Origin of the sequence: Mucilaginibacter galii, from assembly GCF_014635825.1 — a bacterium.
Taxonomy (GTDB): Bacteria; Bacteroidota; Bacteroidia; order Sphingobacteriales; family Sphingobacteriaceae; genus Mucilaginibacter; species Mucilaginibacter galii.
Genome location: NZ_BMDO01000007.1, coordinates 12,637 through 26,261, shown reverse-complemented (window position 1 = coordinate 26,261; position 13,625 = coordinate 12,637). Strand labels below are relative to the sequence as shown.

At 42.4% G+C, this 13,625-nt stretch carries 11 protein-coding genes; 1 reads left to right on the top strand and 10 read right to left on the bottom strand.

Annotation, left to right across the window (positions count from 1 at the left end; all coding sequences use genetic code 11):
* Positions 1-3: 3 nt before the first annotated feature.
* The 5 genes from gyrA to IEV61_RS13030 form a co-directional block, all read right to left on the bottom strand.
* Positions 4-2,580, bottom strand: a complete 2,577-nt coding sequence (gene gyrA, locus IEV61_RS13050) for a DNA gyrase subunit A (RefSeq protein ID WP_188417355.1) — start codon at positions 2,578-2,580, stop codon at positions 4-6.
* Between the two features lie 172 nt (positions 2,581-2,752).
* Complete coding sequence (locus IEV61_RS13045) at positions 2,753-3,154, bottom strand: hypothetical protein (RefSeq protein WP_188417353.1); 402 nt, start codon at positions 3,152-3,154, stop codon at positions 2,753-2,755.
* Positions 3,155-3,162: 8 nt separating this feature from the next.
* A complete protein-coding gene (hemF, locus tag IEV61_RS13040) occupies positions 3,163-4,074 on the bottom strand; it encodes an oxygen-dependent coproporphyrinogen oxidase (protein WP_188417352.1) in 912 nt (303 codons plus the stop codon).
* A 31-nt stretch (positions 4,075-4,105) separates the two neighbouring features.
* Positions 4,106-5,407, bottom strand: coding sequence for an MFS transporter (locus IEV61_RS13035; RefSeq protein WP_188417350.1), 1,302 nt, complete (start codon positions 5,405-5,407; stop codon positions 4,106-4,108).
* Between the two features lie 94 nt (positions 5,408-5,501).
* The gene (locus IEV61_RS13030; RefSeq protein ID WP_188417348.1) at positions 5,502-5,699 is read right to left on the bottom strand and encodes a cold-shock protein; all 198 of its coding nucleotides are present in this window, start codon (positions 5,697-5,699) and stop codon (positions 5,502-5,504) included.
* A 348-nt stretch (positions 5,700-6,047) separates the two neighbouring features.
* On the opposite strand from IEV61_RS13030, the gene IEV61_RS13025 reads away from it, so the two are divergent.
* Entirely contained in the window at positions 6,048-7,826 is a 1,779-nt protein-coding gene (locus tag IEV61_RS13025; RefSeq protein ID WP_188417346.1) for a glycoside hydrolase family 15 protein, read from the top strand.
* A gap of 61 nt (positions 7,827-7,887) precedes the next feature.
* On the opposite strand, the gene IEV61_RS13020 is transcribed toward IEV61_RS13025, so the two are convergent.
* The 5 genes from IEV61_RS13020 to mqnE all read right to left on the bottom strand — a co-directional run bounded on the left by IEV61_RS13020 (position 7,888) and on the right by mqnE (position 13,531).
* Positions 7,888-10,077 (bottom strand): bifunctional alpha,alpha-trehalose-phosphate synthase (UDP-forming)/trehalose-phosphatase, encoded by a 2,190-nt coding sequence (locus IEV61_RS13020; protein WP_188417344.1) that lies wholly within the window; start codon positions 10,075-10,077, stop codon positions 7,888-7,890.
* 147 nt (positions 10,078-10,224) lie between these two features.
* Positions 10,225-10,725 (bottom strand): hypothetical protein, encoded by a 501-nt coding sequence (locus IEV61_RS13015; protein ID WP_188417342.1) that lies wholly within the window; start codon positions 10,723-10,725, stop codon positions 10,225-10,227.
* Between the two features lie 235 nt (positions 10,726-10,960).
* Positions 10,961-11,704, bottom strand: a complete 744-nt coding sequence (locus IEV61_RS13010; protein WP_188417341.1) for a menaquinone biosynthetic enzyme MqnA/MqnD family protein — start codon at positions 11,702-11,704, stop codon at positions 10,961-10,963.
* A 9-nt stretch (positions 11,705-11,713) separates the two neighbouring features.
* On the bottom strand, positions 11,714-12,334 hold the full coding sequence (locus IEV61_RS13005) for a histidine phosphatase family protein (protein WP_188417340.1): 621 nt from the start codon (positions 12,332-12,334) through the stop codon (positions 11,714-11,716).
* Between the two features lie 3 nt (positions 12,335-12,337).
* On the bottom strand, positions 12,338-13,531 hold the full coding sequence (mqnE, locus tag IEV61_RS13000; RefSeq protein WP_188417339.1) for an aminofutalosine synthase MqnE: 1,194 nt from the start codon (positions 13,529-13,531) through the stop codon (positions 12,338-12,340).
* Positions 13,532-13,625 lie beyond the last annotated feature (94 nt).

The window sequence follows — 13,625 nt, the reverse complement described above, 5'->3', positions numbered from 1 at the left end:
ATATTATTCGTTTTCAGTGTCTTCAGGTGCATCATCTAATGCTTCTCTATCGTCATCTTCGGTGCCAACATCGGTACCAGTTACGTCGAGGCTGCTTTCAATGGCCTGTTCTAATTCTTCTTCTTCGCTGTGTTCAATTTTAGCTACCGAAGCAATTTCATCACTCTCTTTAAGCGATATCAACCTCACCCCTTGCGTTGCACGTCCCATGGTACGCAGTTGGTTCATGGCAATACGTATAATAACGCCCGAGCGGTTAATGATCATAAGGTCATCACCATCAGTAACATCTTTTATGGCAACAAGTTTTCCTGTTTTTTCAGTAACGTTGATGGTTTTAACACCTTTACCGCCACGGTTGGTTACGCGGTAGTCTTCAACATCGGTACGTTTACCATATCCTTTTTCAGAAACCACCAGTATAGTAGTCTCTAAATCGTTGATGGCAATCATACCCACAACAGCATCGGCATCATTCTCTAAAGTAACACCTCTTACACCTGTTGCGGTACGTCCCATTGGTCTAACGGTAGACTCGTTAAAGCGGATAGCACGGCCCGATTTCAGCGCCATTATAATTTCGCTGCTACCGGTAGTTAAGGTTGCTTCCAATAGAGAATCACCATCGTTAATGTTGATAGCGTTGATACCATTGGCACGAGGACGAGAATAAGCTTCTAAAGAAGTTTTCTTGATGGTACCCTTACTGGTACACATGATGATAAAGTTATTCTCCAGGTAATCCTGATCTTTCAGGTTCTTCACCTTGATGTAAGCCTTGATCTTTTCTTCTTTAGGAATGTTGATGATGTTCTGGATAGCACGGCCTTTTGATGTACGGCTGCCTTCCGGAATTTCAAATACCCTTAACCAGAAACAACGCCCTGCCTCGGTAAAGAACAGCATGTAGTTGTGGTTAGACGCAATGAGTAAGTGCTCAATAAAGTCTTCATCGCGGCTGTTGCTGCCTAATGCACCCTTACCGCCCCTGCCCTGACGGCGATACTCGGTTAACGGCGTACGTTTAATATAACCTTCATGCGAAATAGTGATCACCACATCTTCATCTTCAATGAAGTCTTCGGTCATCATCTCAGCGCTTGAGTGTACCATTTCGGTACGGCGCTCATCACCGTATTTTTCTTTAATTTCGAGTAGTTCGTCTTTGATGATCTGCATCTGCAAAACTGGATCGGCAAGGATAGACTTATAATATTCTATCTGTTTCATCAATTCGGCGTACTCATCTTTTATTTTATCACGCTCCAGTCCGGTTAAACGGCGCAGGGTCATATCCAAAATAGCACGGGCCTGTATCTCGGTTAAGCCAAACTGGGTCATTAAACCGTCGCGGGCCTCTTCAGGAGTTGATGAAGCTCGTATTAAGCGGATAACCTCATCCAGGTGATCTAAAGCGATCAGCAAACCTTCTAAGATGTGGGCACGTTTTTCGGCCTCGGCAAGCTCGTAACGGGTACGGCGTACCACCACTTCCTGACGGTGCTCCACAAAGTAGTGGATCATATCGCGCAGGTTCAGCAGCATTGGGCGGCCTTTAACCAGTGCAATGTTGTTTACACTGAAAGAGGTTTGAAGTGAAGTGTATTTGTAAAGATTGTTGAGTACGATAGCGGCATTGGCATCGCGTTTAATTTCATAAACCACGCGGATACCCTCACGGCTCGATTCATCACGAATAGTAGAAATACCTTCGATCTTTTTCTCGTTCACCAGTTCGGCCGTACGCTCAATCATGTTGGCTTTATTTACCTGGTAAGGTATTTCGGTAACGATGATGCGTTCGCGGTCGCTGTTAAACGTTTCAATTTCGGCACGTGCACGTAAAACGATACGGCCACGTCCGGTTTCAAAAGCATCCTTAGCACCCTCATAACCGTAAATAATACCGGCTGTAGGGAAATCGGGGCCCTTAATATGTTCCATTAATTGGGCAACCTCAATATCGCGGTTTTCAATTAAGGCAATGGTGGCATTAATAACTTCGGTTAAGTTGTGAGGCGCCATGTTGGTGGCCATACCTACCGCAATACCCGATGCACCGTTAATAAGCAAGTTGGGAATTTTAGCAGGCAATACGCTCGGCTCTTCCAATGAATCATCAAAGTTCAACTGGTAGTCGATGGTATCTTTATTAATGTCGGCCATCATCTCTTCGGCCAGCTTTTGCATACGGGCCTCGGTGTAACGCATGGCCGCAGGGCTGTCGCCGTCAATAGATCCGTAATTTCCTTGTCCTTCAACCAGTGGGTAGCGTAAGCTCCAGTCCTGGGCCATACGTACCATGGTATCGTAAACCGAGGAATCGCCATGCGGGTGGTATTTACCTAAAACCTCGCCCACAATACGGGCCGATTTTTTATAGGGCTTGTTACTGGCTAATCCTAAATCAAGCATACCGAACAATACGCGTCTGTGTACGGGTTTTAAACCGTCGCGCACATCGGGCAGTGCTCTTGATACGATAACCGACATTGAATAATCAATGTAAGCCGACCGCATTTCTTCATCAATGTTTATAGGAATGATTCTGTCTTCGTTCTGTGAATTGTCTTCAGCCATTTCAGTTTTTATGTGAGAAAATCTTGCTCAAATATTCAGGTTGATGCGAAAAATTTGACTTGCGAAGATACGAATTTTAAGTAAGAATCAGTGTCTTTTTACTAACATTTAGGGGTGTTGAGAAACACTCTGCAAGCAATTGCATGAGCAATAAAATATCAAAGTTTTTAGGCTATTTTACTTTGGTCCAGTGTTCTTCTACTTGTACTCCGGTGGGCAACTTACCTGAAAAAATCAGTGTATCGTTTTTTAGCTTGTATTGGTAGTGCACAGCTACACCAGTAAGTTTGGAGGGTTGGGTGCTGAAAGTTTCGGTCTCCAGGCAGCTATCGCCATTGAGTTTATAATCGCCTGCCTGATACTTTTGTGGCTCGCTCGCTCCTTCTATCAGGAACGCCTCGAAATTTTTACCGGTATAGGTGCGTTGCAGTTGGTAACCATCGGTACCACCTTCTTTTTTGCCATTGTAAGTGCCACCGGCATATTGCCACTTGCCCTCTAAACTGCCCGAATTATTGCACGCTGCAGATAAGATAAGGATGCCAGCTGCTAAACCTAATTTTCCAGTTACCATGTTGTAAATTATATCCAGTTAATGTTTTTCTTCAGTAAACTTATAGTTCTTTCTTCCTCGCTCCCGCTTTGCGGCTCGTGGTTGTAGATCCATTTTGCAGTGGGCGGCAAGCTCATCAAAATAGATTCGATTCGCCCGTTGGTTTCCAGCCCAAATTTGGTACCGGCATCATACACCAAGTTAAACTCGGCATAGCGGCTGCGGCGTACGTATTGCCATTCCTGCTGCTCGGGTGTAAACTCTTTAAAGCGGTTACGTTTAATGAGTTCTGTATAAGTAGTGGCAAATGACCGGCCGAGCGCTTTAGAAAATTCAAAGATGCTTTCCCAACTTAGTTCATCGGTAGCAGTTAAACGGTCGTAAAATATGCCGCCTATACCCCGTGTTTCGTTACGGTGTTTAATGAAAAAATAATCGTCGGCCCAGGTTTTAAAGCGCTGATAAAAGTCGGCGTTAAATTGATCGCAAATAGTTTTTAAACGCTGATGAAAATAACGGGCATCTTCGTCGATCACATAGTGAGGCGTGAGATCTATCCCACCGCCAAACCAGCGCAATGGCTGTCCTTCATCAAAAGATGATGGCATTTCAAAGTACCTGATATTCATGTGAATGATGGGCACCATAGGATGGTTAGGATGCATTACAATGGAAACGCCCGTGGCAAAGAAATCGCTTTGTTCAACTTTTAGCGCTTTTTTTACGCTATCGGGCAGTTTACCTTCTACAGCAGAGAAATTTACGCCACCTTTTTCGAGTACGCTGCCGTTTTGAATAATACGCGTGCGGCCACCACCACCACCTTCGCGTTCCCAAAGTTCTTCTTCAAAGCGTGCAGCGCCATCGGCAGCTTCCAGGCTTACACAAATTTCGTCCTGAATTTGCTGATAGGCAGCTGCTATTTCTTCTTTAGTTATCATTGGCACAAATGTGCAAAAATTGTGCGCAATGTTAAACGTTCATTTCAGATGCTACATTTAACCGACCGGTTTCGCCATCGTTATGTTCAACGTAGTTCAAATCTTTGCCAAAGCTTTCTTTTAAACGGCTTAAGGCAATAAGCGATATAATGGTCACTATAGCCATCATTATATAGGCACTTAAAATAATACTATTGGTATAACCGCGGGCTGTAAAATATTTTACAAAATACTCATAACCCAAGGTGATAGGAATGAGTGCACCGCGTACAAAATTGGGGACGGTAGTGGTTACTGTAGCCCTGATATTGGTACCAAACTGCTCTGAAGCAATAGTAACAAATGTAGCCCAGTACCCTATAAAGAAGCCGATGAATAAGCAAATGCCAATAAATTGTCCCTGGCTTATGCCGTGAGCATTTAAGTAAACCAGCACGCTAACTACCGACATTAATTGAAATACGAGCATAGTTAGCCTACGCGATTTGGTCAACTGTGCAAACAAACCCGCAAACATATCACCAACAGAAAGGCCTATGTAGGTATACATAATACCGGTACCTGCGCTTAGTGGTTGCAGGGCTCCAAGTTCTCTACCTATCTCGGGCGATTGAGTAATTAAGATACCTACCACAAACCACAGCGGCATACCAATTAAAATACAACACAGGTATTTAACAAAGCGTTTTCTATCGTTAAAAAGCATCATGAAGTTTCCTTTAGCTACGTTGCTTTGCTCTGCCTGCTTAAACATGCCCGACTCAAAAGTGCCCACACGAAGCAATAACAGCAACACACCTAAGCCACCGCCAATAAAATAAGCCTTTTGCCAGCCATATTGTGCTACGGTAGCTGCTGCCGCCGCACCTAACAAGCCTACTACTGCTACGATCATAGTGCCATAGCCACGCTTTTCTTTGCTCATGGTTTCGCTCACCAGGGTAATACCGGCACCAAGTTCGCCGGCCAGGCCTATGCCCGCAACAAACCGCACTAAAGCATACATGTTGTAACTGGTAGCCATACCGTTGGCAAAATTGGCGAGCGAATAAAGCAGTATCGAACCGAATAAAACCTTAATGCGGCCTAGTTTATCGCCAATGATGCCCCAAAGAATGCCGCCCAATAACAAGCCAAACATCTGCATATTGATGATGAATTCTCCTTTGGTGCGCATATCTGCGTCGCTCACGCCAATGTCGTGCAGGCTTTTTACACGCACTATGGAAAATATGAGCAGGTCATAAATATCAACAAAGTAGCCCAGCGATGCTACAATGACCAGGAAGATTACGTTTTTGGCTTTAGGGGTTGTGGTGTTACTTAACGTCACGTTTGCTTGATTTTAACAATTGCTAATTAATATAAAATAATGGGCAAAAAAAAACCCTTGCTAATGCAAGGGCTTATATAACCATAACGGGTAATTATATCTTTTTAACTTTTACAGCCTGTAATCCTTTTCTGCCTTCTTCAACTTCGTACTCAACGTCGTCGTTATCTTTTATAGCGTTTACACCGCCCTGAACATCTTTAAAATGCACAAACAGGTCTTTTCCTTCTTCGGTTATAATAAAGCCGAAACCTTTTTGAGTATTAAACCATTTTATTTTTCCAGTTTTCATAATATTAATTGTATAAGTTTATAAGAGATTGTAATAGTAAACTGAAACTCGAAATGCTAACATTCAGACAGGTAACAGTAAATTAGGCTATATTTTACTCCAAATATATAAATTTTAGAATAATACAATAATATTTTATTTTTTTTCATTAAACCGCTCAACTGTCTGTTTATGTGGTAATTATAAGGACGTATTTTAAAGGACAACGATTTTCATATTGCGTTATAATTATAGCCCGTTTGAGAAAATTTAACAGTATTTATCCTTCATTTTCTTACAACATTAACTTTAAAACGTTGTTGCTTTGATTTGGATGCATACTTGACCGCTCCTCTAAATATTGATTAAATGAAGCATACGTATAACACCGGTATAATCGGGAACTGTAATTTTTTAGCCCATATTAATAAAAACACCAATGTAGACTGGCTTTGCTGGCCGCGTTTTGACAGTACTTTTATTTTTGGAGGATTGCTGGATAAAGAAAAAGGCGGTGAGTATTCTATTTTGCCCGAAGGTGAATATACTTCTTATCAATACTATCTCGAAAATACCAACGTGCTTATTACCGAAATTACGATAAAAGCAGGCGGACGTTACCGTATAACCGATTTTGCACCCCGTTTTCAGGAGCACCAACGCTACTACAAACCACTCATGTTCATTCGTAAAATAGAAGCTTTAGATGGTTCGCCGCGTATTAAAGTAAAGTGTGCGCCGGTTTCAGAATATGGCGCGGTTAAATTAGATGTAAACCGTGGCAGCAATCACATTCAGTATTTGGGTGGCGAAGAAAAGATCAGGTTAACCACAAACATCCCTATCAGTTACGTTTTTGACGAGCAGCCATTTGTGCTTAACGATTGTAAATACCTGGTGATGACCTACGGCGAACCGTTGGAAGCACCCCTTACCAGCACAGCCGAACGCTTTTTACGCGAAACGGTACAATATTGGCGCACCTGGATCAAACACTCCTCCATTGCAGGGTTTTACCAGCAATACGTTATACGCTCGGCCCTGGCTTTAAAAATACATCAGTATGAAGATACCGGCGCAATCATAGCAGCGAGTACTACCAGTTTACCCGAATCGCCGGGTAGCGGTCGCAATTGGGATTACCGCTATTGCTGGCTGCGCGATACGTACTATGTAATAAGTTCGCTTAACCATATTGGCCATTTTGAAGAAATGGAAAAGTATTTCAATTACGTAACCGATCTTTCTTTTTCTGAAGATTTCAGGTACCAGCCCTTGTATGGCATTACCGGTAAAAAAGACCTTGAGGAATTTACGGTTGATTTAGCCGGCTACGAGGGCAACCAGCCTGTGCGTATAGGTAACCAAGCCTCAGAGCACATCCAAAATGATATTTACGGACAAGTAATGGTTTCGGTACTGCCGTTGTATACCGATCAACGTTTCATTTTTGATGAACGTAAAGATTCTGCCCGTTGGGTTGACTACTTGTTAAGTAAGATTGAGCGTACCATTGACGAGAAAGATGCCGGTATATGGGAGTTCCGTAATATGGCTAATATTCATTGCTACAGTAACCTGTTTCAATGGGCAGGTGCCTGTGCTGCCGAAAAAATGGCCCGTACTATTGAGAACGAGGGCTTGCTTAGCCGGGCGCTGGCTATGAAAGCAAGAGCATCCGAGCATATAGAGAGCTGCTACGATGCCGAACGTAAGGTGTACACCAACGCTGCCGGCAGCAGCTACCTGGATGCAAGCACACTGCAACTCATACTGATGAATTATTTAGACCCGGCATCAGACAGGGCCAAAGATCATTTAATTGCATTAGAAAAAGAGTTGAAAACACCTAAAGGCTTGTTTTACCGCTACCTGCATGCCGATGATTTTGGCAAACCTAAAACTACATTTTTAATCTGCGCGTTTTGGTATGTAGAGGCTTTGGCCTGTGTAGGCCGCATGGACGATGCGGTACGCGAATTTGAGAACATTTTACAATACTCTAATCACCTGTTGCTGTTTAGCGAAGATGTTGCCGAAGAAGATGGCAGCCAATGGGGTAATTTCCCGCAGGCATATAGCCACGTAGGTTTGATGAATGCAGCTTACCGTATTGCCGCTAAATTAGATCGCCCAATATTTTTGTAAAATATAGAGCACAAAAAAGGGCTGATCTTGCTTAAGATCAGTCCTTTTTCTTATTATCAAATTAAAGCACGGGTACGTTAGCGCTCATTGTTTTCAATAAGCCCCTCACCTCTTTAGGATTGTTGAGATAAAATTTAGCAGCTGAAGCTCCGGTTCCAATCTTGATAGATATAGAGCTGTCTGGCAGTGATTTAAATAGGTCTTCATCCGTAAAGTCATCACCTAAAGCCATAATGAAATCATAGTCGCTTTGCTCCACTAAACTCAGGGCTGCCTTGCCTTTATTGATCTCCATATTCTTCACCTCCACCACTTTATCGCCGGGAAGAAGTTGCAGGCCTTTATCTGTTGCCAGGAACTTCAGGGTGTTCATTAACTCATTGGCACGTAACTCGCCCAAGCCGCGCTGCGCTTTGCGGTAATGCCAAACCAGCGAATAGGTTTTTTCTTCAATAAACGATCCCGGCGTACGGTCTACATACTTTTCAAAAATTTGCATAATGTCTTTCTTCCATGAGGTAGACAGGCCATTTATTTTATGCCACTCCATACCTTGCTGTTTAAACCAGGCACCGTGCTCGGCAATCAGATAAATGTTTTTATCGCCAAACCAATCGCCCAGATTTTCATGTTTACGTCCGCTTATAATAACCAAGTGGTTGTTAGGGTCGGCAGATAACTGGGCTAAAATGCTGTAAAGCTCCTTATCGGGTGTAGCTTCATCAGCTGTTGGCTTAAAATCTACCAGGGTGCCATCGTAATCTAAAAAGATAATGCGCTTACTGGTATTATGGTAACGGTTAACAATAGATTGCGCCGTAGCCGAATGTACATGCCTTGTTTGCATTGATCGTTGCATTAGTTTTACTTCGTTAAGGCGCTCCATAAAAAGGGCTACCCAATGGTTTATGTTAAATTTTGTTACCAGCGCACGCATTTGTTTCATACGCTGCTGCTGTTCTTTAAGCGGCATGTTCAGCGCTTCAATAATTGCATCTTTTACCTGGACAACATTATTAGGATTAATGATCAGTGCATCAATTAATTCGTGAGATGCACCTGCCATTTCACTTAATATCAGTACCCCATCGTTATTGGTGCGTGTAGCTACATACTCTTTACTCACCAGGTTCATACCGTCGCGCATTGGGTTAACCAAACACACGTTGGCAGCACTGTATAGCGCAGCAATGGTTTCTATGGGGAAAGATCTGTAATAGTAACTTATAGGTGTCCAATTAATGGTGCGGTAACGTGCATTAATGTTGCCCACTTTTTTATCTATTTGGTCGCGCAGGTGCATATATTGCGGAACGCTATCGCGCGATGGTACCACCAGCATATATAACGTAATGTTACCAATATATTCAGGATGTTCTTCTAAAAGTAGTTCAAGCGCCTGTAAACGCTGAAGTATGCCTTTGCTGTAATCAAGGCGGTCGATAGACAAGATCAACTGATTATTTTTAAAGATGTCTCTAATCTCTTCTGCTTGCTGCTGTACCGCCGGTTGTTGGGTTAGCGAAGCATACTTTTCGGCATCTATACCCATAGGGAAAGATTCTATCACGATGGATCTTTCGCCGCAGGTAACCACGTTTGATGATACAGGTGTGGGCAATATACGCGTTACCGAACTTAGAAAGTGGCGCACATCATCAAACGTATGAAAGCCTATAAGATCGGCGCCCAACATACCCTCCAGTAATTCTTTACGCCAGGGAATAAGCCTGAACATTTCATGCGACGGAAAAGGTATATGAAGAAAGAACCCGATAGCCACGTCAGGACGCTCTTTCCTGATGAGTGATGGCAGCAATAACAGCTGGTAGTCATGAATCCAGATGGTATCGCCCGGTTCGGCATTTGCCAGCACTACCTCTTTAAACTTTTCGTTTACGCTTTGGTAATAATCCCAGTTCGACGGTTTGTAAGTAGTATATGTGGAGGCATAATAATGAAACACCGGCCACAATACATCATTAGAAAAACCTTCGTAAAATTCGCTTACATCATCGCGTGTAAGGTAAACCGGTATCAAGCTCAGGTCATGCAAACGGTCTGCTATTTGCTCCTGCTTGTCATCTTCTATTACCTGGCCAGGCCAGCCTATCCAAACGTTATCTCCTTTTTTATAAACCGAACCTAAGCCGGTTGCCAATCCACCCTCACTGGGAATTAAATGGTATTCGTTATTGCTTTCCTGAATTTTTACAGGGAGCCGGTTGGCCACAATTATTGTTTTCGACATAGTAAATGGTTTAAGTCCCCTGTTTATATAAAGCACTTAAATCCTAAGTTGTTTGCCTTTTTATAGCCATTAGCGCTAACAGCGCAATTTTTGAAACAAAAAAAGCCGCACTTTTGGTGCGGCTGTATTATATTATTGAAGCGTTAATTAGTTCTTGCTCAGTATCTCAACAGAAGATGACGGGCTGATTTTCAAAGTAGCTTGTTTATCAGCTTTATTAAGACTTAAAAAGTAAACCTCATCATCATAAATGCTGATGGCAGTTAAACGTGCTAAAGCAGATGTTGGTGCATCAGCAAATTGAAAGCGAATCAATTCTTTTACATGGAAGCCTTCATAGTCGCGGGCAATTTGCTTGCGGGCGGCACTTGGTAAAGCATTGTAAGTAACAACTTCTGTATGACCTATATATTTACCGTTTGCATCGTAAAATGCAGCCATCTTTACGTTATCAGCAGTAAATTCTACTTTGTTGTAGTTTTCGTTAACAGTCCAGGTAACATCTTTTGCATCACCAAATTCGGTTTCAAACTGACGCATTACATAACTTGACACTTTATCAGTGTCATCAATTTTTTTAACACCATCAGCAGCAAAAGCTCCGAAGCTTAATAAAGTAACTAAGGCGATTAAGGTTAACTTTTTCATGATATTCAAATTTTATTATGTCCTAATTTTAAATCCGCAACAAATATACGTCACAGATATAAATATTATAAATAAATTTGAACTTTTATGATAATTTGATAATATATGCTGCTAAATTTTAACAAATTAAAATTACCGCTCATTTGATAATCTTATTTTATGAATATGTTAAGTATAAAATGTTTAATATATTAAGTTGATAACAAAGTCTAATAAAATTTACGATGTATGTAATTTACAAAGATTTGATGTATTCTAAAAATAGGTGTAAAGCTTCTTTCTTAGGTTGGGTAAGCGGGTAGTCGATTTTGTGAAGCAAGTAGTCTTTCAGGTCAAAATCCGAACGCATGGTCATTTCCTCAAATAGCTCGTTGCGATGGTCGAGGCCATATTGTAAGGCTTGGTTAAACTCAGCAATAAATTCTTCAGGAATTGGTTTATTGGCTATCCAAGCCGCAAATGTAAACGGCAAGCCCGTAAAATTGGTCCATTCGGCAGCAAGGTCATACACGTATGGATATTTATCGGCCTTACCAAAAGTACGATCGCCTATCTGTACAAATGCAGCATTTTCATTGCTCAGCGTACCGTAGTTAGCTGCGTTTACTATAAATTCCGGCGCTATCTTCCAATAATTTTTAAGCAGTACTTTTGCCAAATTATTCGATGATCTTGATTCGGGATCTAACTGAAGCGTTTTGACCTGCTCAATTGGGCAATTGCTAAAAATGAATACTGAGTTTACTGCACCCACAGCGCCGATACAATAATCAGACACCAAGTGCCATTGAGGTAAACTTAAGATGGCAGCTACAGGAATAAGGCCAATATCGGCCTCATCGTCTATCAGTTTCTGAGCACAATCTGAAGGCATGTCCAGGCTTAACTCTATTTTGTTTATTATATCGGTATGCTGAATACCGTATAGAAAAGGTTTGGTGTTAGTATAACTAACTGCCGATATTCTGATCTTTTTCAAGAAATTAACTTAGTGAATTTGCAAATGGATGGCGTTGTTAAAGTCGGCTATCTCAAACCGGCTGCCATCATATGTTACTTTGTACAAGACCAGGTTTTGGTGCGGAAATTTCTCCATCTGGGTAAGCGGCTGATTGGTAAGCAGGCACAAAAAAAGGCGCATGGCCCTGCCGTGCATACATATAAGCACATTCTTTTCATCCGGATGGCTCATAATAGTTTTCAGTGCCTCTCTCTGACGCTGCAAAACCTCGTTGGGGCTCTCCCCTTTCTCAAACTTGATGTCGAGATTGCCGCTGGTCCATTCTCTCATGAGTTTCATAAAAGCCGACTTGGTTTCAGGCGTACTTGGCTGACCTTCATGCACTCCCCATGCAAGCTCATCCAAGCCCGAAAGTTTTTGGTAAGGTGTACCCGCATCTATAAATTGTTGAATGCTTTGTTGGGTACGTTTGAGTTCGGATGTATAGATCTTATCAAATGGTACATCCTTGTAACCCTGGTAAAACATATTGGCTTGTAAACGGCCTTCGTCGTTCAGGTTGGTATCCATACCGCGGCCTTGTACTATGCCTTGCTTGTTTAAATCGGTTTGCCCATGGCGGACTATATATAGCGTTTTTTCGATCATGCTTTAATTAATAACCGGTAGCTTGTAAAACTGGGGCTTAACCTCATTGGCAAACTGGTAGTCCATATAATCGGTCACTACATTATACAGCGTATCGCGCTCTATAGGATGACGACCAACGTGCTTAATCAATTCAACCAATTCTTTAGTGCTCATGCCGGGAGTTTGTTCTTCAGCTCCTGCCATAGAATAAATTTTGGTGGTGTCATCCAAAGTTCCGTCAATATCATCTACGCCAAAGTTGAGCGATAGCTGAGCCGTAGTACGGCTGATCATGGCCCAGTAAGCTTTAATGTGGTCAAAGTTGTCCAGGTAAATGCGGGCTATGGCGTAATTACGTAAATCTTCAATTACCGAAGTTTCCTTAACGTTGGACATTTGATTGTCTTTGTTCCTGAATTTCAGCGGGATAAACGTTTGAAAACCACCAGTACGGTCTTGCAACTGGCGCAATTGCTCCATGTGGTCTACCCGGTGCCAGTACTCTTCAATGTGGCCGTAAAGCATGGTGGCGTTTGAGCGCATACCTAACTTATGCCATTCCTCATGTATTTGCAACCATTGGTCGCCTGTACATTTGTCTTTAGCTATCTGGTCGCGCACTTCGGGGTGGAAAATTTCGGCACCACCGCCCGGCATCGACTCCAATCCCGATTCTTTCATGAGGCGCATGCCAGTGGCGTAATCTATCTTGGCTTTCTTGAAGATGTAGTGATATTCTACAGGCGTTAAAGCTTTGACATGCAACTCGGGACGGTGTGCCTTGATAGAACTAAACAGCTGCTGGTAGAAAGCCATATCGTACTGTGGTAATACGCCACCCACAATATGCACTTCGGTAACTGGCTCGTTATCATAGCGTTTAACGATGTTCAGCATATCTTCCATCGTATACTCCCATCCTTCGGAGCGCTCTTTAATAAGGCGTGAATACGAGCAAAACTTGCAGTCGTAAACGCACAGGTTGGTAGGCTCTATGTGGAAGTTGCGGTTAAAGTAAGTGTTATCGCCGTGGCGTTCCTGGCGTATGTAATTGGCCAGAACACCCAGGTAGCTGAGTTCGCCTTTTTGATATAAGGTAACGCCCTCTTCAAAAGTGATACGCTGGTGGTTAAGCACTTTTTGGGCAATGTTTTTCAGATCTTCAGCTAAACGGGTATCATTGAGTAAGACCCTTAGTTGTTGTTCAGCATCCATGTATTCGTGTTTGATGGTCAAAGGTAGCAAATACCAAACTTTGCTGTATCACTTCTTTGTAATAACTCTGCATGTTCAATAACCTTCAAAAATG